Raw genomic sequence first — 18943 nt, 5'->3', positions numbered from 1 at the left:
TTGACACGAATCGACTTTCACTTGAATGTTTCAGACCACCTGCTGTACACCTGCCGGTTGATCCGGAAGGCGTACGGCAGCGGCCTGAAAATTGTGTGCTATAGCACCCGCCCCGAGGTGCTTGAAAACCTGGACAAACTGCTGTGGACGTTTTCCGAGGAAGACTTTCTGCCCCATGTTGTTTCGGGTCACCCCGGTGTGGCAGACACGCCCATTGTGCTCACTGACAAGGCAGACGACATTGCCCATTACGACCTGCTGATCAATCTTGATGAGCAATGGCCACCCTTTTTTGCCCGGTTTGAACGCCTGGTCGAAATTGTGGGCACCGATGAAGACAACAAAGCCCTGGCACGGCAGCGTTACAAGTTTTACAAAGAACGCGGTTACCCGCTGAACACCTTCGACCGCGCAAACGGTTAAGGACTACAACATGAGCGAACATTTTGATGGTGGCCCACCACTGCTGACCGAGGTGATTGAATCGGGTTTGCGGGAGATTGAACAGTCCACCGGCAGCCGCCTGGGTGGAAATCTAAGTGACCCGCAAATTGAAATTTTGCGGGCACAGCTACCCGAGTTGTTTGAGCGCGCCCTGCTTCGAATCAAACCCCAGTTGATGCAAGAGTTTGAAAAAATCGTGCTGGACGCGCTGAAAAAATAATCAGGTTTTAAACACCTGCACAGATTGGGTCAAGCTGCCAGCCAAATCGGTAATCTGACCGGCCACGTGTTTGTTCTGTGCAATGGCCGCGGTGTTTTCCTCGGTCATTTGCGCCACACGCTCCACGTTGCGGCTAATTTCAACACTCACATTGCTTTGTTCTTTCATTGACACAGTAATGGCTTGAATCGCCTCGTTCACGCTGTCAGCATTGGCCTTGATCTGGTCAATGGTTCCCGACACGGAATCGGCCTGTTCAATACCCTGCTTCACCATGCCCACCGAGTCTTCCATGGATTTGGATGCCTGCTGGGTAATACTCTGGATTTGAAACACCATGGTTGAAATGCGCTCGGAAGAGCCCTTGGTTTGCTCAGCCAGCTTGCGAACTTCATCGGCCACCACTGCAAAACCACGACCACTTTCGCCCGCCCGGGCCGCCTCAATGGCGGCATTCAAGGCCAACAGGTTGGTTCGGTCCGCAATGTCGGTAATGGTTGAAATGATTTCCGAAATTTCATTGGACTGTTGCTCAAGCGAACGCACTGTGGCCGCACTGCCCTGCACTGAACTTGCAATATTTCGAATGCCGTCTACCACCAAGCCAAGCGTTACACTGCCCTGGTCTGCAGACTGCTTGGCTTGCAGGGCGGTGTGAGAGGCGTCGTTGGAGTTCTCGGTGATTTGACTGATCGACACGGTCAATTGCTCCACGGCAGCAGCCATCGACGATGTGGCATCGGCCTGCTCAGAGGCTGCGTTATTCATTTCATCGGATGAAGTACGCACTGCACTTGCACTTTCATTCAGTGATGCAGTGGAACCACGAATACCCTCAATCAAACCGCGCAGGTTGGTTTGCGCCTTGCCCAGTGCAAGCAACAGTCCATCGACCTCGTCTTTGCCCTCTACCTTGATGTTGCTGTTCAGCTTGCCCTCGGCCAAGGCATTGATGTGGATTGTGGCGGTGCCAAGCTTGCGCTTGAACATGCGCGAGATCATGAAGTTCAAAACCAAACCTGTGAGCAAGGCGAACAGGGTGATGGCGACGGTGATCACAATTGACTGCTGGTACACGCCTTGGCTGACCTCCTGGCGCTGCTTCAGCAGTTTGAATTCTTCAGCCTCCACTTTCGCCAACACTTCACGCATTTTGTCCATCAGCGGTTTACCCGGTGTTGCATCCACCATGGCATTGAAATCTTCCGGGGCCATATTGCCCTCGATGACCAAACGCTTGGCGTCAATCAAGGGATCAACCACGGAATTCAGCCAGGTGCGGTAGTGTGCGTTAAACAGGCGCAACTCCTCGGTTACCACTGGATTGTGGGCTGTTAATTCAGAAGCCTTATCCAAATGCTTTCGTACCTGATCTTTGCCTTCGTTGTAGGGAACGAGATAGGATTCATCCCCACGCAGCAGAAAACCACGCTCACCGGTTTCGATATTCACCAGGTTTTCACGCACACCCAACACACTTTCGATCACTTCGTGCGTGAATTCGTTTTTGGCATTCGCGTCCATGATGCGTTTGCTATTCAACACACCCAAACCACCTACCACCACGCCGAGCAAGATCACCGTGACCAAACTGGCACTGAACTTTGCACTGATGGAACTCAACATGAGAAACCCCTCTTTGAACTGTCATTGAATGACAACTTAACCCTGCTTTCTTGAAAATGCCTCACTCGATCAGGGCGGACGCATTGCTGCCACCCAGTCGGATTAGTTTGCATTTTGCAACAATCACTGCATCGTGAATTTGAGGAATAAAGGGTCTTTCCTGCCCCAGTCCAAACAACTCAAAGCCGGGAGTGCACCTGCAAACGCTATAATGTCGCGCTAAGCCATTGTTGACGTTGTCCATTTTCAAGTACCACTGCCATGACCCTTGCCAAAAGTTTCGACCCGAATGCCATTGAATCCCACTGGGGCCCCGAATGGGAGCGCCAAGGCCACGCCAAGGCCAGCACAGTGGAAGGCAAACCCGACTTTTGCATTCAACTGCCGCCACCGAATGTGACGGGCACCCTGCACATGGGCCATGCATTCAACCAAACCATCATGGATGGCCTGACCCGCTACTACCGCATGCGCGGCCACAACACCCTGTGGCAACCCGGTACTGACCACGCAGGCATTGCCACGCAAATTGTGGTTGAGCGCCAATTGGCGGCGAAAAACATCACGCGCCATGATTTGGGCCGCGAAAAGTTTGTTGAAAAAATTTGGGAATGGAAAAACGAAAGCGGCAGCAAAATTACCGAACAAATGCGCCGCATGGGTGCCAGCGTTGATTGGCAGCGCGAGTACTTCACCATGGACCCGGCTTTGTCCAAGTCGGTCACTGAGGTGTTTGTGCGCCTGTTTGAACAAGGTCTGATTTACCGTGGCAAGCGCCTGGTGAATTGGGACCCAGTGCTGAAAACCGCTGTTTCTGACCTTGAAGTGGAAAGCATTGAAACCGAAGGTCACCTGTGGGAACTGAAGTACCCGCTGGTCGAAGCGGACCCAGTGAAAGGGCTGACTCACCTTACAGTTGCCACCACCCGACCGGAAACCATGCTGGGCGATTCGGCCGTGATGGTGCACCCCGAGGATGAACGCTACCAGCACCTGATTGGTAAAAAAGTAAAGCTTCCGCTGTGCGACCGTGAGCTGACCATTATTGCGGATGACTACGTGGACAGCAGCTTTGGCACTGGCGTGGTGAAGGTAACCCCCGCGCACGACTTCAACGACTATGCGGTGGGCCAGCGCCACAAGCTTGAACTGATCAATATTCTTACTCTTGATGCTACCATCAACGACAACGCGCCGGCGAAGTACGTAGGCATGGACCGTTTTGTGGCCCGCAAACAAATTGTGGCCGACCTGGAAGAACAAGGCCTGCTGGGTGAAATCAAACCCCACAAGCTGATGGTGCCCAAGGGCGACCGCACTGGCGTGGTCATTGAGCCCATGCTGACCGACCAGTGGTTTGTGGCCATGACCAAAGCCGCTGAAGGTGATGCCACGGGCAAAAGCATTACCCAGAAAGCCATCGATGTCGTAGAACAGGGTCAGGTGAAATTTGTACCCGAGCAGTGGGTGAACACCTACAACCAGTGGCTGAACAATATTCAAGACTGGTGTATTTCCCGCCAGTTGTGGTGGGGCCACCAAATTCCGGCATGGTATGGCGACAATGGCCAGGTATTCGTTGCACGCACTGAAGAAGATGCCCGCAGCAAGGCCGCAGCAGCAGGCTACACGGGCGCACTGAAGCGCGACGACGACGTGCTGGACACTTGGTTTTCATCCGCACTGGTGCCCTTTTCCACTTTGGGCTGGCCCGACGAAACACCCGAGCTGAAGCACTTCCTGCCTTCATCCGTGTTGGTCACCGGCTTCGACATCATTTTCTTCTGGGTGGCCAGAATGATCATGATGACCACGCACTTCACTGGCCAGGTTCCCTTCCACACCGTGTATGTGCATGGTTTGGTGCGCGATGCCGAAGGCAAGAAGATGAGCAAGTCGGTGGGCAACACGCTTGACCCAGTCGATTTGATTGATGGCTGCGATTTGGACACCCTGTTGGTGAAGCGCACCACGGGCTTGAGCAAGCCACAAGACGCACCGAAGATTGAAAAGAAAACCCGCAAGGAATTCCCCGAGGGTATTCCTGCTTACGGTGCAGATGCATTGCGATTTACCTTCGCCAGCCTGGCCACACTGGGTCGCAACATCAACTTTGACCAGAAGCGCTGCGACGGTTACCGCAACTTCTGCAACAAGTTGTGGAATGCAACGCGCTTTGTACTGATGAACACCGAGGGCCAGGATTGTGGTTTGAGCGATCACGATGCAGACGCCTGTACACCCGGTGGTTACCTTGATTTTTCCCAGGCCGACCGCTGGATCACCAGCACCCTGCAACGCGTGGAAGCCGATGTGGCACAAGGGTTTGAGACCTACCGTTTCGACCTGATTGCGCAAAGCATTTACCAGTTTGTGTGGGACGAGTACTGCGACTGGTACCTGGAAATTGCGAAGGTGCAAATTGCCAACGGCACACCTGCACAGCAGCGGGCCACGCGCCGCACGCTGGTTCGCGTGCTGGAAACCATTTTGCGTTTGGCCCACCCCATTATTCCGTTCATCACCGAAGAATTGTGGCAAACAGTGAGTGTGGTGGCAGGCCGTCGCGAAGAAGGGCAAGCCGCCAACCTGATGACCCAGGATTACCCGGTCAGCGTACCCAGTCGTATTGACGACAAGGCCGAGGCCTATGTGGCCCAGCTAAAAACCACCGTAGACGCCATTCGTGCCCTGCGCGGTGAAATGGGTTTAAGCCCGGCTGAAAAAGCCCCGCTGATTGCCAGTTGCGAGGGCAATGCCGAGCAACGCGCCTTCCTGGAAAAAACAGGCCCGGTGCTGGCCGCTTTGGCCAAACTCAGCAAAGTGGATGTTGTTGATTCACTGCCTGCTGATTCCATGGCACCCGTGCAAATTGTGGGTGAACTGAAGCTGATGCTGCACATTGAAATTGATGTGGAAGCGGAGAAAATTCGGATTGGCAAAGAAGCGGAAAAAATTCGAATTGAAATAGCGAAGTGCAACGGCAAACTGGGCAATGCCAGCTTTGTAGACCGCGCGCCAGCGGCTGTGGTTGATCAGGAAAAAGCGCGCTTGGCCGAGTTCAGTGCCTTGCTTGAAAAGCTGGAAAGTCAGCTTGGTAAGTTGAAATAAATAAGCGAAGTTGATTAAGTTCTTGAGCTAAAAAAAGAGCACCAATCGGTGCTCTTTTTTTATTCATCACCACGGTAGGATTAGCAACCCGCCGTGCACTTTCCTTTGCCGTCAAAGCTCATGGTTTTTCCACTCAAAGGCACATGCACTGGCACCTTGCTGGCTTTCATGAATTGCTCGGTTTTGGTACCTGCAATTACCTTGCCGTTTTCAGTGGCCACTTCGTTGGCATGTGAAGCAATCACGGCCTTGGGTTCTACCAGTTTGTTCACCACATAGGCCGCTTCACGCGGGCCAGTGGTAAAGGTGTCGCCAATGTTCACCACCGCCAACTGGGGTTTGTAGTACTCGCCCACCACTTCTTTTTGCTCACCTGTAATGCCGGTATCGCCGCTCAGGTACACCGACAAACCGTTGCTGAATTTCACCACATAACCTGTGGGTGGCCCTGCGTAGGCGGTAATGCCGGTTTCTTTCAGCAACTCACCCAAACGTTGCCCGACAAAATCGCCGGCAATGCCATTGCTGTGTGCAGCAGGTACCGTGGTAATGCCGACACCATTGATGGTTTGCATGGCACCGAAACGAACCAGCACCGAGTTCTTCTCGTCACCACCGGCCTGTTTCAGCTTCGCGGCAAAGAAGGATGGCATTTCACTGCCGGTCACAATTTTTGCACCTGTTTTTACTGCGATGTTCACACTGTTGGAATTGGGCACGGCACTGACTGAAATGTCGGGCTTGTCGCAACTGCCGGCGTTGGGCGCCGGGTTGTGCCGATCGCCCAAGTGGTCACCGTGCATGTGGCTGACCAACACCACATCAATTTTGCCCAAACGCGGGTCTTCGGCACCGGCAACGGTGCGGCCCGCATCGTACAAAATTCGGGTGCCATTGGGGTCCTCGAAAATCATGGCGCGGTCAAACCGGCAAAATTCGCCCTCTTGACCGCCCAAAGGGGTCACTTTAACCAAGCCTTGGGCCTGAACTGCAAGGGGGAACATTAACGCGAGGGGAATTGTGTGAAGAAAAGAACGAATTGTCATACTGCGACCTGTTTGCTTCTGGGTTAATACACATCAAATACTTTGCCCAGCAGACCCATTTCACCTGCTTTCTCGAGCTCGGCTTTGACTTTGGCGTATTCATAAATCAAATCGGCCGCACCCAAACCCAAAGAACGCCAAGGCCGGTACAGGCGATGATCAAGCAGTGTATACGCGATAGACTCTCCGCTCAACTCGGATTGTGGCTTGGTGCCCAGGCCCACCATGGACCATTTTTCAAACATCAACTCGTTCGTAACCTCGGAAACCAGTAAGCGAATGTCGGAATGTCTGGGGTCTTTCACTATTTTTGTATAGACTGCCGCCACCGACTCCCGTGGACCTTCCAGGCACTGCATAAATTCCACCCCGTTGCACAGCAGCAGGCCTTCAATACCCAGTCGCCTGTTGTTTCGGGCGGCTTGATCACACAAGTGCTCAAAGGCCTGACGGTCAAAACCAGGCACCTGAACAGACGTGTAAATTAGTCGCAGCATACAATTCCAAGGATATGTGTCAGACAATCATATGACGCCCGTGGCTTAATCTAACTAACCAGAACGGGGTAGTCAATGTGGACGGGAAAGGCGCCTGGCAGTTTTGTGCATGCGGTTTCGGGCAAGGAAAGCAAACCATTCATTGTCGTTTTGCGGCAATGGCATGGCTTTTGTTTGATAGTTTGTCGGGTTTTGAGGTGGACGAAGTGCAAAACTGTTTTGCATCAACTCCAGGGCATGCAGCAGGATTGCTTGAGTTTCTGCCTTGGTTTTTACGAGTTCAATGCACAATTCATCTGGACAAAGGCGAACCAAACCCAGCTTTAACAAGGGCTTTCTCGGGAAGTCTCTCAAGTTCCAGGTCAGAAGGCCCACCGGTTGCTGAACTTTGTGGCGCAGGGCCAGGGCTGAAGCGGCCACATGCCGGTCTTTTTCGTCCACCTGCCGAACATCTGCCAAGTACGGTTCATGCGCCTGCGGCAACAATGTCGCGTTCAAGCGAGCCGGCAATTCTGCCCGCTCAATGTCAGCATCTTGCGGGTGTAAGCGACCCAGGCGCACCAGGTTTCGGTAACACTCACTTTCGATGTGGGGGGTCCAATACAGCGTCGCGTTGTGATGTTCAGCCAGGGCCACCAAAAGCCAGCGCGTCCATTCGGAGAAAATAACATTGGCATCCAGTAGCCAATGCTTGGGCACCTCGGGCTTGCCGAGAAGGACGCTCACGAGGTACCAACCAATTTAACGACGTTTCATGTAAAAGATGAATGAGCCTGACTGGTCGGCCTGCTCCACCAGCTCATTGCCGGTTTGCTTGGCGAACATCGCGAAATCGCGCACAGAACCTGGGTCGGTGGAAGTCACTTTGAGCACTTGCCCGCTTTGCATTTCTGCCAGGGCTTTTTTGGTTCTCAAGATGGGCAGGGGGCAGTTCAAGCCGCTTGCATCCACTTCACGGTCAAAATTCATGTCTCTTCACTCCTTGGTTTACTACGCTTATTTTAATTCAATCCAGTTGACAGGCAGCTGACGTGCACTTAACCAATCTGCCATGGCCAGCCCTGTGCCCATGCGCCAAGGGCGCAGCTCGGCAGGCTCGACCAGTTTGTAATCGGCCAGTTCTTCCGACAAATTGATTTGCCCCACCGCCTTGATGTGATAACAAATGATCACTTCATTTTTCATGGGAAAAGGGTAAACGCCAATCAAGCTGCTTTCCACGGCGTCCAGATTGGTTTCCTCCTTCAATTCACGAATGGCACCTTGCTCTGGTGTTTCATCGCGTTCCAAAAAGCCGGTAATCAGCGCGTAAAAATGCGTGGGCCAGGCCACATTGCGGGCCAACAGCACTTTGTCTTCGTATTCCACCAAAGCGGCCACCACAGGCACCGGGTTGCCCCACTGCACAAAACCACACGCACCACAGGCCATTCTCGATTGGCCGGAATGCTGCAATTCGTGCAGCTTGGTGGCGCACATGGGGCAGTACTGATAAATGGCTTTGCTCATTGATTCGCTTCTTATTTGCCTCTTATTTGCCCTTCACCCATTCAACAACGCTGGCCAGCGCGGAATCGAGGTGCTCAGGCTGTGTTCCACCTGCTTGTGCCATGTCGGGGCGCCCACCGCCTTTGCCGCCCACCTGCTGGGCCACAAAGTTGACCAAGTCACCCGCCTTCACTTTCGCGGTGGCGTCTTTGCTGACCGAGGCGATCAAGCTGACCTTACCGTCCAGCACAGTGGCCAGCACCAATGCAGCATTGCCCAGTTTGTCGCGCAGTTTGTCGGCCGCTTCACGCAGCTGTTTGACATCTGCGCCTTCCAGCTTGGCAGCCAGCACTTTCACGCCGTCTACATCCACGGCCTGCCCGGCCAGGTCGTCGCCCTGGCTGGCTGCCAGCTTGCTTTTCAAACGGTCCAGTTCTTTTTCCAGGTTTTTCACCTGGTCCATGATCTGGCCAATTTTTGCGGTGGCTTCAGTTGCAGGCACGCGCAGGCTTTGCGCAATGGCATCCACCTGAGCCTGTGCTTTCTGGGCAAATTCCATGGCACCCAAACCGGTGGTGGCTTCCACGCGGCGAATGCCCGCTGCCACGCCGCTTTCGCTGGTAATTTTAAACAGGCCAATGTCACCCGTGCGCTGCACGTGGGTTCCGCCGCACAATTCGCGCGAGGAACCAATGTCGAGCACACGCACGGTGTCGCCGTACTTCTCGCCAAACAACATCATGGCACCCGCGCTTTTTGCGCTTTCAATGTCCATGACGCGGGCCTGCGTTTGGGCATTGGCCAGAATTTCTTCGTTCACAATGCGCTCTACCTGCGCAATTTGCTCGGGGGTCATGGCGCTGTGGTGCGCAAAGTCAAAGCGGGTTTTGTCGGCGTCCACCAGCGAGCCTTTCTGGCTAACGTGTTCACCCAATACCTCGCGCAAGGCTTTGTGCATAAGGTGTGTGGCGCTGTGGTTGCGAATGGTGCGGTTGCGCTGGTAGTGATCAACCTGCGCGCCCACGGCGTCGCCCACTTTCAGTTCGCCGGTCACCAATTCACCGTGGTGGCCAAACACGCTGGCTTGAATTTTTTGGGTGTCCGCAACGCGGAACAAATTCAGGCAGGCTGAACCACTGGAAATTTCGCCCTGATCGCCCACCTGGCCACCGCTTTCTGCATAGAAAGGTGTTTGGTCCAGCACGATGATGCCTTGCTGACCAGCGGCAATGCTGCTCACCGAAGTGCCATTCACATAAATTGCGGTGATACGGGCATTGGCCACTTCAAGCTGCTCATAACCTTTGAATTCGGTGGACACACCGCTGTAGGCCAAATCGGCGTCCATCTTGAACTTGCCAGCGGCACGGGCCTGCTGTTTTTGCTTGTTCATTGCCGTATCAAACGCAGCTTCGTCCACGCTCATTTCACGCTCGCGACACACATCGGCGGTAAGGTCCAGCGGAAAGCCGTAGGTGTCGTGCAGTTTGAATGCAGTTTCACCGTCTAGCATGCCGCCCTTTTGCAAGGCGCCCAACGCAGAATCCAAAATCGCCATGCCGTTTTCAATGGTCTCGAAGAAGCGCTCTTCTTCGGCCTTCAAAATGCTTTGAACCTGCGCAGCAGCCTTGGCCAGTTCGGGATAGGCTTCGCCCATTTCAGAAACCAGATCGGGCACCATTGCATTGAAGAATGGCTTGCGGCAACCCAGCTTGTAACCGTGGCGAATGGCGCGGCGAATGATTCGGCGCAACACATAGCCACGGCCTTCGTTGCCGGGAATCACACCGTCGACCACCAGGAATGAACAGGCACGAATGTGGTCAGCGATTACACGCAGGGAATTGTTGGTCAACTCCACTGCATGGCCTTGTGCTGTCACTTCTCGCGCAGCCGCTTTGATCAGGGTTTGGAACAGGTCAATTTCATAGTTGCTGTGCACATGCTGCAACACGGCCGCAATGCGTTCCAGGCCCATGCCTGTGTCTACACAGGGCTTGGGTAGCGGGTGCAGCACGCCGTCGGCGCTGCGATCGAACTGCATGAACACCAGGTTCCACACTTCGATGTAGCGGTCACCGTCTTCTTCAGGGCTTCCGGGTGGGCCACCCCACACTTCGGGGCCGTGGTCATAAAAAATTTCAGTACAGGGGCCGCAAGGGCCGGTGTCAGCCATTTGCCAGAAGTTATCCGATGCATAGCGCGCGCCCTTGTTGTCACCAATGCGGATAATTCGCTCGGCGGGCACACCCACTTGCTTGTTCCAAATGTTGTAGGCCTCGTCGTCTTCTTGGTACACGGTCACGTACAAACGCTCGGCAGGCAGCTTGTACACCGTGGTCAGCAATTCCCAGGCGTACTGAATGGCGTTTTCCTTGAAGTAATCGCCAAAGCTGAAATTACCCAGCATTTCAAAGAAGGTGTGGTGGCGCGCGGTGTAGCCCACGTTTTCCAGGTCGTTGTGCTTGCCACCTGCGCGAACAGAGCGCTGGCTGGACGTGGCACGGGTGTAGGGGCGCTTGTCTTTGCCAGTGAATACGTCTTTGAACTGCACCATGCCGCTGTTGGTAAACAACAGGGTGGGGTCGTTGCCCGGCACCAGGCTGCTGGAAGGCACTTTGGCGTGACCTTTGCTGGCAAAGAAATCAAGAAACTTTTCGCGGATATCAGCGACTTTCATGTTGGAGCTACCTTCCTGAATAAAGCGGCGTGCGGTTTTTGGTTTAACCCTCGATTATAAGGTCATTCGATCGGTAAAAAGCCCTTTGATACCCAAGGCTTGCAGCGTTTTCGCCTGTTCCGGATCGTTCACGGTGTAAACCCGAACCACCCGCCCGGTGGTGTGTATGCGGCGCAAGGCCGTTGGGTCAGCCCCGCTCCAGTGCAGGTGAATGGCAGTTGCACCCAGCGCATCGGCATGCAGCGCCCAATTGTCGGGCAGCTGTTCGTACAGCAAGGCAATGTCGAACCCCTGCAAAGGCAGCAGGCTGGCGTGGTAAAAACTGGAGAACACCCAGTGCCGGGCAACGTGCTGTTGTTGCTCAAGCGGCAAGGCCTCAATGGCCGCCCGCACTGCCTTGCCCAAGGCAATTGCATTGGCGGGGTGGGTGGCTTTCAATTCCACATTGGCGCGCATGCCGTGGGTTAAACAAAACTCGATGGTTTGCGCAAGGCTGGGTATGGGTTCGCCTTGCACGGCGTAATGCCGAAGGTCGCGGGCCCGAAGGCTGTTGAAACGGGTCAGTGAATCGGTGGCGGCCATGGCCGGGTCAACAGACCGCGCGCATCGACCCATTACCCAGTCGTGGTGAATCATGGGGGCCCCGTCGGCGGTCAACATCACGTCAAATTCAACAGCTTTGAATCCTGCATTTCGTGCAATATCAAAACCTTTCAAGGTGTTTTCAAGTTCACCTTTTCCGCTACCGCGGTGTGCCCACAATTCCATTTTATAGATATCCAAAGGTATCAAGGCCTTGACCTAGACTCAGCTTGGTCAAAGCAATTTAATTCACTTTATAAAGGGTAATCCCGGAACTTCAACGGTTTAAGCAAAGTCCCTACTTATGTTACGGTAAAGAGCTACCCAATAGCACAGGGAGGGCAATGTCCGCGTTCTGGCAAAACACGATTCGCCAGGCCATCGATTTCAGGCGAGAGCTACACAGCGAGCCTGAGTTGAGCTGGCAGGAAACACGCACTGCGCAGAAAATTCGCACAGCGCTAAGCGACATGAACATTGAATGGACGCCCTGCGCGGGTACCGGGACACTGGCGCGCCTTAATATTGGCGCCAGTTCTTCGAGCCGCCCACACATTGCCTTGCGCGGCGACATTGACGCGCTACCCATCCATGAGCAAACCGGTAAAACCTGGGCTTCCCGACAAATGGGCTGCATGCATGCCTGTGGGCATGACGGGCACACCGCGGTGCTAGTAGCCGCCGCCCGGTATCTGAAAAGCGTTGAATACGCGCTGCCAGGGCCTGTCACCCTGATATTTCAACCCGCCGAGGAAGGTGGTCACGGTGCCTTGCGCATGATTGAAGATGGCGCACTGGAAGGCATTGACGAAATTTACGGCTGGCACAACTGGCCAGCCATCCCGTACGGAAAAATGGTGTGCCCAGACGGCATCGTGATGTGTGGAAATGGCACATTCGAAATAACTGTCACCGGCCAGGGCGGACACGCCAGCCAACCGGAATTGTGCCGAGACCCTGTGCTTGCAGGCAGCGCCATGGTGCAGGCACTGCAACAGGTGGTTGCACGCAGGCTTGCACCCCAGCAGGCAGCCGTGCTCAGCGTCACTTCATTCGACGCACCCAGTGGATTCACGGTGATTCCGCAGCAGGCTGTGCTGGGTGGCAGCATTCGCGTGCCCGACAATGCCACGCGTGACGCGATCAATGCCTTGATTGTCGAGGTGGTCGAGCACACTGCGCGTGCCCATGGCGTAAGCGCCGAAGTAGCGATACAACCGAGATACAACGCGACTGTGAACCATGCCAAACAGGCCAGCTATTTGCGGGAAACGTGGTGCAAACAAAATGGCGACGATTCGCTCGACACGCAGATTCCCATACCGATCATGGCCTCTGAGGATTTCAGCTACTACCTGCAAGAAATACCGGGCGCGTTTGCATTGATCGGGGCTGGCGTGCCTGAGCAACGTGCCCACCCCTGCCACAGCCCGTTCTACGATTTTAATGATGATCTGATTGAGCCAGTCACCCGTCTGTATGCGCGGTTGGTAGGCGCACCCCAATCAACACAACAAGAAGGAGTGATGTAAATGACCATGCAAACTTTCGAGAGACGAGAAAGCGATGTACGCGGCTACAGCCGCACCTACCCCGTGGTGTTTGACAAGGCATTGAATGCCCGCCAGACCGATGAAAGCGGCAAGGAATACATCGACTTTTTTGCAGGTGCCGGTGTGCTGAATTTTGGTCACAACAATGAGCGCATGCAAAAGGCCGTGGTTGAGTACATTCAATCCAATGGCGTAACCCACAGCCTGGACATGGCCACGGTGGCCAAACGCGCATTCATAGAGAAGTTTGAAGACGTGGTGCTCAAACCGCGCAACATGCCGCACAAAATGCAGTTCATGGGCCCCACTGGCACCAACTCGGTTGAGGCGGCTTTGAAAATTGCACGCCGTGTTACTGGCCGCCAACAAATTGTGTCGTTTTCGCATGGCTTTCACGGCATGACACTGGGTTCGCTGGCCTGCACCGCCAACGCCTACTTTCGCGGCGCTGCTGGTGTGCCACTTCAACACGTTACCCACCAGGCCTTTGGTTGTGAAACTTTGTGCAAAGGCTGCACCTTGGGCTGTGGCGACGAAAGCATTGAGCGCATGCGCGCGCTGTATGCCGACACCTCCAGCGGTGTGGCGCCACCTGCTGCATTCTTGATTGAAACCATTCAGGCAGAAGGCGGTGTGAAAGTGGCCAGCGCCAAGTGGTTGCAGCAATTGCAGGCCCTTGCCAAAGAAGTGGGAGCCCTGCTGATTATTGATGACATTCAGGTGGGCTGTGGCCGCACCGGCACGTACTTCAGCTTCGATGAATTGGGTCTTGATCCCGACATTGTGTGCCTGGCCAAAGGCGTTGGCGGCTGGGGCACACCCATGGCGCTGAACCTGGTGAAACCAGAAATTGACAAACACTGGGCACCGGGCGAACACACAGGCACATTCCGGGGGCAAAACCTGTCATTCGTCGCCGGGCGGGAAGCGCTGACTTACTTCGAGAACAATGCGTTGATGAACGAGGTAAAACGCAAAGCCAAGGTGATGCACGCTGCCATGAAAGGCCTGGTAGACCGCCACCCTGCGCTTGAGTTGACAGGCAAAGGCATGATTCTGGGCTTGAATGTGGGCAGTACAGAAGTGTCCAAAGCCATTGTGAACCAGTGTTTTGAAGATGGGCTCATGATTGCCAGCTGCGGCACCGGCGGGCGGGTGATCAAACTGATTCCGCCCTTGACCATTCCGGATGCAGATCTTGAAGAAGGCCTGAACACCCTGATCAAAGCGGTGAACCGCGCCATGGAGGCTGCATGAGAAAACGCGATGACATGACCTTTCCTTTCGAGGAATACGAGCGCCGCATCTCGGAATTGCGCACACGAATTGCGCAGCGCAGGCTGGATGCGGTGGTCATTACCGACCCGGAAAACATCATGTACCTGACGGATTACCAAACCACCGGGTACTCGTTTTTTCAGGCACTGGTGGTGCCGCTTGAAGATGAACCCTTCATGATCACGCGTGCGCTGGAAGAATCGAATGTGTTTGCGCGCACCTGGGTGGAACAATCACGACCCTACCCGGACACCGGTGATGCGATTCAAATGCTGCTGGATGCACTGCGCGAATTCAAACTGATTGACAAACGAATTGGCTACGAGCGCAACAGCTACTTTTTCCCGGCGTATCAACAAGATTTCGTACACACCCGTTTGAACAAGGGCAAGCTGCTGGACTGTTTCGGAATTGTAGAGCAAGGCCGCCTGCGCAAGTCACCCGTTGAAATTGAGCTGATGCGCAAAGCCGCACATGCCACTGAAGCTGGCATGAAGGCTGGCCTTGAAGCGTGCGCTGCGGGTGTGACCGAAAACGACATTGGTGCAGCCATTTCTTCAGCCATGTTCAAAGCCGGGGGCGAACCCCCCTCTGTGATGCCCTATGTCACCAGCGGGCCACGTACCATGATAGGCCACGCCACCTGGGAAGGCCGCGTGGTGAAACCCGGCGAGCATGTGTTTCTTGAGGTAGGTGGCTGCTATCGACGCTACCACACCGCCATGATGCGCACTGTGGTGCTGGGCGAGCTCAGCGATTCGATGTTCAAGGCCCAAGAAACCATGAAAGAAGCGTTGAATGCGGTGCATGAATTTGTGCAACCTGGCATGACGGTTTCTGATGCCGACAACATGATTCGCAACATCATCACCCACAACGATGTGGGGGCACGGCTGATTACCCGCTCAGGTTATTCAATCGGCATTGCTTTCCCGCCCAGTTGGGATGAAGGCTACATCATGAGCCTGAAACAAGGCGAATCATCCATTCTGGAAGAAGGCATGACCTTCCACATCATTCCGTGGATGTGGGGTGTCGATGGGGACAAAACCTGCGGCATTTCCGACAGCATCATCATCACCCAAAACGGCTGTGAATCCTTCTTCTCGCTGGATCGGGATTTCACCGTAAAGCCTGAGAAAAACCTGCACACACTGAGTGCAGTGAACTCAACACCCACCAAGAAAAAAGCCGCCACTGACACCAACACGCAGGAGGACCAAGCTGTATGACCACTGCCATGCTTACTTCAACCAACCCGTTCACAGGCGAAAAAATCGCCGAACACGCCGCCTTGCAAAGCGAACAAATCACAGCGCAAATCAGCCTGGCCGCAGCCGCTTTCCCGGCATGGTCGGCGAAGTCGCATGCTGAGCGTGGAAAGGTACTCCACGCAGTGGCCGCGCAACTGCGCAAACACAAAAGCAAGCTGGCCGAATTAATGGCGCTGGAAATGGGCAAGCCGATTAAAGAGGGTGGGCCAGAAGTAGAGAAGGCCGCCACCTGTTGCGAATACTACGCCGAACACGCCGGCAAGCATTTGGCCGATGAATGGATCGCATCCGATGCATCTGAAAGCTATGTGAAATACCAGCCCTTGGGCACCTTGTTGGGCATATTGCCGTGGAATGCACCTGCCTGGCTGGCCTTTCGCTACCTGGCCCCAGCCTTGATGGCGGGCAACACCTGCGTGATGAAACACGACCCCAATGTACCTGCCACAGCCCAGGCGCTTGCCGACATTTTCAAAGAGGCGGGCGCACCAGCTGGTGTGGTTGTGAATTTGCCGGTTAGAACCGAGCATGTGGAGCAGGCCATTCGGGATTCCCGAATTATGGCTGTCAGCTTTACCGGTTCCAGCGCAGCGGGCAGAAAAGTGGCAGCCACTGCGGCATCGGAACTCAAACCAGCGGTGCTTGAATTGGGTGGGTCGGACCCGTGTATTGTGCTGGCCGATGCCGACCTTGAGCGTGCAGCCGATATTGTGGTGTTGTCGCGCATTATCAATGCGGGGCAAAGTTGTATTGCGGCCAAACGTATTTTGATTGAAGCCAAGGTGTATGAAGAATTTACCACTTTGCTGAAAGTGCGCCTTGCAAAACTGAAAATGGGTAACCCGCTGGATGCAACAACCGACATTGGACCGATTGCCCGAAAAGACCTGCGCGACAACCTGCACCGGCAAGTTCAGCAAACGATCGGGGAAGGCGCGAAGTGCTTGTTGGGCGGAGAAATGCCCGATGCGCCCGGCTACCACTACCCGCCCACCTTGCTGGCCGGGGTGAAACCGGGCATGTGTGCGTTTGAAGAAGAAACCTTCGGCCCGGTGATGGCAGTAATGGCAGTTGAAAATTTAGACGAAGCCTTGGCGATTGCCAACAACACAAACTATGGTTTGGGATCTAGTATATGGACTGCCAGCACCAGCAAAGCCATGCGCGCAGTCAATGAATTACAGGCCGGGCAAGTTGCAGTGAATGGCATTGTAAAAACCGACCCCCGTTTGCCCAGTGGTGGCATTAAGCAATCGGGCTATGGACGCGAGCTTGGGCCACACGGCATCCGCGAGTTTGTTAACGCCAAGCAGGTCTGGATCAAATAGAGGCAGTCGAGGAGACAAATTAAAATGATTAAAGTCAGTGTGATGTACCCCAATGCGCAAGGCGTCAGCTTTGACCACGAGTATTACAAAACCACACACATGCCCTTGGTAAAAAGCAAAATGGGCAAGGCCCTGCACCACTACACCGTGGACAAAGGGTTGGCAGGCGGCGCGGGCGACGCACCTGCCTTTGTGGCCATGGGCCATTTATTGGTTGATTCGGTGGAAGCATTCCAGGCCGCATTCGGCCCACATTCGAAGGAAATCATGGGCGACATTCCCAACTACACCAATGCAAGCCCGGTGATTATGATCAGTGAAGTGACCGTTGAAAAAGGCTAAATGTTTTTGGGAAACTTCGCGATGATTCGGTCAAACTGACTCGCGAATGTTTTCCGGTCTGCTTGGCTGTAGGCTGGCGGGCCGCCGGTGTCCACCCCGCTTGCGCGCATGGTGTCCATGAAATCGCGCATGGTGTGCAAAGCCTTGATGTTCTCGGCAGTAAACATTTCACCACGCGGGCTTAACACCTGCGCACCTTTGTCCACCAGTTGGGCCGCCAGCGGTATGTCACTGGTGATCACCAAATTGCCAGCCTCTACGCGGCGCACAATCTCGTCATCGGCCTCATCGAACCCTCGTGGCACTTGCAGCATTTTGATGAATTTCGAGGGTGGCGTGCGAATGTACTGATTGGCCACCAAGGTGGTTTCAATCCCAGCTCGATCTGCTGCACGAAAAATAATTTCCTTCACCGCAACAGGGCAAGCATCGGCGTCGACCCAGATTTTCATTGTTTAACCACGCAAAAATGCAATAAGTCCCGATCGTATCAAATCGCAAAACCTAGGGATGATCCGAAGCGCAATACCGGTTCTATTCCGATACAGTTCAATCAAGAATTAAAACTTTTCAGGTGGGTAATATGGGTTTCAAAGTAGCTTTTCTGGGTTTGGGTGTAATGGGATACCCCATGGCAGGTCATTTGGCCAAGGCAGGTCATGAAGTCACTGTGTACAACCGAAGCTCGGCCAAAGCCGAGAAATGGGTGGCACAGCACGGCGGAAAAATGGCGACCACACCCGAAAAAGCCGCAGCCAACCAGGATTTCGTATTCGCCTGCGTGGGCAACGACGATGACTTGCGCCAAATTTGCACCGGCATCAACGGTGCCTTCCACGGCATGAAGCCAGGTTCCGTGTTCATCGACCACACCACCGCCAGCGCTAAAATTGCCCGTGAATTATTCGACCAAGCCAAAGATGCCGGCTTTGGATTTATCGATGCCCCGGTGTCTGGTGGCCAGGCTGGCGCTGAAAATGGTCAACTTACTGTCATGTGTGGCGGAACTCACGGCGACTTCGAACAGTCCAAAGACGTAATTGCTGCATTTGCCAAAGCAGTCACTTTAATGGGCGAATCAGGCAGTGGGCAGCTCACCAAAATGGTGAACCAAGTGTGTATCGCCGGTTTGCTGCAAGGTTTGTCCGAGGCCTTGAAATTCGGCATGAACGCCGGGCTCGATGTAAATAAAGCACTGGAAGTAATCGGAAAAGGCGCAGCACAAAGCTGGCAAATGGACAACCGTGGAAAAACCATGGTGGAGGGCAAATTTGATTTTGGTTTCGCAGTGGACTGGATGCGCAAAGACTTAAGCCTGGTGTTGGAGGAAGCGCGACGCAATGGCTCGCAACTTCCAGTGACAGCCTTGGTGGACCAGTTCTATGCTGAAGTCCAGGGCATGGGCGGTCAGCGTTGGGACACCTCCAGCCTGATTAAACGTTTGTAAACGCACGCGTTAGCTTTGAGCCGAACG

General features: G+C 54.3%; 18 protein-coding genes. 9 read left to right on the top strand and 9 right to left on the bottom strand.

The features are described from left to right. Entirely contained in the window at positions 1–423 is a 423-nt protein-coding gene (locus ACVL1J_RS10550; RefSeq protein ID WP_008252027.1) for a DNA polymerase III subunit chi, read from the top strand. Positions 424–433: 10 nt separating this feature from the next. Next, positions 434–664, top strand: coding sequence for a hypothetical protein (locus ACVL1J_RS10545; protein ID WP_159572815.1), 231 nt, complete (start codon positions 434–436; stop codon positions 662–664). Here ACVL1J_RS10545 and ACVL1J_RS10540 read toward each other — a convergent pair whose 3' ends face one another. Then, entirely contained in the window at positions 665–2290 is a 1626-nt protein-coding gene (locus ACVL1J_RS10540; protein ID WP_341236332.1) for a methyl-accepting chemotaxis protein, read from the bottom strand. A gap of 261 nt (positions 2291–2551) precedes the next feature. Here ACVL1J_RS10540 and ACVL1J_RS10535 point away from each other — a divergent pair, with 261 nt between their 5' ends. Further along, the gene (locus tag ACVL1J_RS10535; protein WP_341236333.1) at positions 2552–5401 is read left to right on the top strand and encodes a valine--tRNA ligase; all 2850 of its coding nucleotides are present in this window, start codon (positions 2552–2554) and stop codon (positions 5399–5401) included. Between the two features lie 80 nt (positions 5402–5481). Here the strand turns inward: ACVL1J_RS10535 and ACVL1J_RS10530 are convergent, their stop codons facing one another. The 7 genes from ACVL1J_RS10530 to ACVL1J_RS10500 all read right to left on the bottom strand — a co-directional run bounded on the left by ACVL1J_RS10530 (position 5482) and on the right by ACVL1J_RS10500 (position 11880). Beyond that, positions 5482–6405 (bottom strand): MBL fold metallo-hydrolase, encoded by a 924-nt coding sequence (locus ACVL1J_RS10530; RefSeq protein ID WP_491665336.1) that lies wholly within the window; start codon positions 6403–6405, stop codon positions 5482–5484. Positions 6406–6470: 65 nt separating this feature from the next. Continuing rightward, positions 6471–6944: a BLUF domain-containing protein gene (locus ACVL1J_RS10525; protein WP_341236334.1), complete on the bottom strand. Its 474-nt coding sequence runs from the start codon at positions 6942–6944 to the stop codon at positions 6471–6473. Between the two features lie 72 nt (positions 6945–7016). Then, a complete protein-coding gene (locus tag ACVL1J_RS10520) occupies positions 7017–7670 on the bottom strand; it encodes a PIN domain-containing protein (RefSeq protein WP_341236335.1) in 654 nt (217 codons plus the stop codon). A 15-nt stretch (positions 7671–7685) separates the two neighbouring features. Further along, a complete protein-coding gene (locus ACVL1J_RS10515; protein WP_138518800.1) occupies positions 7686–7913 on the bottom strand; it encodes a sulfurtransferase TusA family protein in 228 nt (75 codons plus the stop codon). Between the two features lie 27 nt (positions 7914–7940). Beyond that, positions 7941–8453 carry an NUDIX domain-containing protein gene (locus tag ACVL1J_RS10510; protein ID WP_341236336.1) on the bottom strand — a complete coding sequence of 171 codons (513 nt, stop codon included), beginning with the start codon at positions 8451–8453 and terminating at the stop codon, positions 7941–7943. 22 nt (positions 8454–8475) lie between these two features. Beyond that, positions 8476–11112, bottom strand: a complete 2637-nt coding sequence (gene alaS, locus ACVL1J_RS10505) for an alanine--tRNA ligase (protein ID WP_341236337.1) — start codon at positions 11110–11112, stop codon at positions 8476–8478. 54 nt (positions 11113–11166) lie between these two features. After that, positions 11167–11880: a glycerophosphodiester phosphodiesterase family protein gene (locus ACVL1J_RS10500; RefSeq protein ID WP_341236338.1), complete on the bottom strand. Its 714-nt coding sequence runs from the start codon at positions 11878–11880 to the stop codon at positions 11167–11169. Positions 11881–12038: 158 nt separating this feature from the next. Between ACVL1J_RS10500 and doeB2 the strand changes: the two genes are divergently transcribed. The 5 genes from doeB2 to ACVL1J_RS10475 are packed head-to-tail and all read left to right on the top strand — an operon-like array spanning position 12039 to position 17469. Then, positions 12039–13226 (top strand): N(2)-acetyl-L-2,4-diaminobutanoate deacetylase DoeB2, encoded by a 1188-nt coding sequence (doeB2, locus tag ACVL1J_RS10495; RefSeq protein ID WP_491665335.1) that lies wholly within the window; start codon positions 12039–12041, stop codon positions 13224–13226. Further along, positions 13227–14504 carry an aspartate aminotransferase family protein gene (locus ACVL1J_RS10490; protein WP_341236340.1) on the top strand — a complete coding sequence of 426 codons (1278 nt, stop codon included), beginning with the start codon at positions 13227–13229 and terminating at the stop codon, positions 14502–14504. It abuts the gene before it with no gap. Further along, positions 14501–15757, top strand: a complete 1257-nt coding sequence (doeA, locus tag ACVL1J_RS10485) for an ectoine hydrolase (protein WP_159572797.1) — start codon at positions 14501–14503, stop codon at positions 15755–15757. Before ACVL1J_RS10490 ends, doeA begins: the two co-directional genes overlap by 4 nt. Further along, the gene (locus ACVL1J_RS10480; protein ID WP_159572795.1) at positions 15754–17127 is read left to right on the top strand and encodes an NAD-dependent succinate-semialdehyde dehydrogenase; all 1374 of its coding nucleotides are present in this window, start codon (positions 15754–15756) and stop codon (positions 17125–17127) included. The genes doeA and ACVL1J_RS10480 overlap by 4 nt, the downstream gene beginning before the upstream one ends. Before the next feature lie 24 nt (positions 17128–17151). Beyond that, positions 17152–17469 (top strand): EthD family reductase, encoded by a 318-nt coding sequence (locus tag ACVL1J_RS10475; protein ID WP_341236341.1) that lies wholly within the window; start codon positions 17152–17154, stop codon positions 17467–17469. Here the strand turns inward: ACVL1J_RS10475 and ACVL1J_RS10470 are convergent. Then, positions 17466–17921 (bottom strand): YaiI/YqxD family protein, encoded by a 456-nt coding sequence (locus ACVL1J_RS10470; RefSeq protein ID WP_159572791.1) that lies wholly within the window; start codon positions 17919–17921, stop codon positions 17466–17468. The genes ACVL1J_RS10475 and ACVL1J_RS10470 overlap by 4 nt on opposite strands. A 131-nt stretch (positions 17922–18052) precedes the next feature. On the opposite strand from ACVL1J_RS10470, the gene ACVL1J_RS10465 reads away from it, so the two are divergent. Then, on the top strand, positions 18053–18916 hold the full coding sequence (locus ACVL1J_RS10465; protein WP_159572789.1) for an NAD(P)-dependent oxidoreductase: 864 nt from the start codon (positions 18053–18055) through the stop codon (positions 18914–18916). Positions 18917–18943 lie beyond the last annotated feature (27 nt).

This window comes from Limnobacter sp. G6BE5S (assembly GCF_058448965.1).
The sequence above is the reverse complement of the archived record's forward strand: the minus strand, read 5'-3'. Positions and strand labels throughout refer to the sequence as shown.

Coding starts and splice junctions, on each gene's coding strand:
- ACVL1J_RS10525 (WP_341236334.1), bottom strand. CDS start 6,944: ATGCTGCGACTAATTTACACGTCTGTTCAGGTGCCTGGTTTTGACCGT.
- doeB2 (WP_491665335.1), top strand. CDS start 12,039: ATGTCCGCGTTCTGGCAAAACACGATTCGCCAGGCCATCGATTTCAGG.
- ACVL1J_RS10530 (WP_491665336.1), bottom strand. CDS start 6,405: ATGTTCCCCCTTGCAGTTCAGGCCCAAGGCTTGGTTAAAGTGACCCCT.
- ACVL1J_RS10500 (WP_341236338.1), bottom strand. CDS start 11,880: ATGGAATTGTGGGCACACCGCGGTAGCGGAAAAGGTGAACTTGAAAAC.
- ACVL1J_RS10490 (WP_341236340.1), top strand. CDS start 13,227: ATGACCATGCAAACTTTCGAGAGACGAGAAAGCGATGTACGCGGCTAC.
- ACVL1J_RS10480 (WP_159572795.1), top strand. CDS start 15,754: ATGACCACTGCCATGCTTACTTCAACCAACCCGTTCACAGGCGAAAAA.
- ACVL1J_RS10510 (WP_341236336.1), bottom strand. CDS start 8,453: ATGAGCAAAGCCATTTATCAGTACTGCCCCATGTGCGCCACCAAGCTG.
- doeA (WP_159572797.1), top strand. CDS start 14,501: ATGAGAAAACGCGATGACATGACCTTTCCTTTCGAGGAATACGAGCGC.
- ACVL1J_RS10540 (WP_341236332.1), bottom strand. CDS start 2,290: ATGTTGAGTTCCATCAGTGCAAAGTTCAGTGCCAGTTTGGTCACGGTG.
- ACVL1J_RS10470 (WP_159572791.1), bottom strand. CDS start 17,921: ATGAAAATCTGGGTCGACGCCGATGCTTGCCCTGTTGCGGTGAAGGAA.
- ACVL1J_RS10545 (WP_159572815.1), top strand. CDS start 434: ATGAGCGAACATTTTGATGGTGGCCCACCACTGCTGACCGAGGTGATT.
- ACVL1J_RS10535 (WP_341236333.1), top strand. CDS start 2,552: ATGACCCTTGCCAAAAGTTTCGACCCGAATGCCATTGAATCCCACTGG.
- ACVL1J_RS10475 (WP_341236341.1), top strand. CDS start 17,152: ATGATTAAAGTCAGTGTGATGTACCCCAATGCGCAAGGCGTCAGCTTT.
- alaS (WP_341236337.1), bottom strand. CDS start 11,112: ATGAAAGTCGCTGATATCCGCGAAAAGTTTCTTGATTTCTTTGCCAGC.
- ACVL1J_RS10465 (WP_159572789.1), top strand. CDS start 18,053: ATGGGTTTCAAAGTAGCTTTTCTGGGTTTGGGTGTAATGGGATACCCC.
- ACVL1J_RS10515 (WP_138518800.1), bottom strand. CDS start 7,913: ATGAATTTTGACCGTGAAGTGGATGCAAGCGGCTTGAACTGCCCCCTG.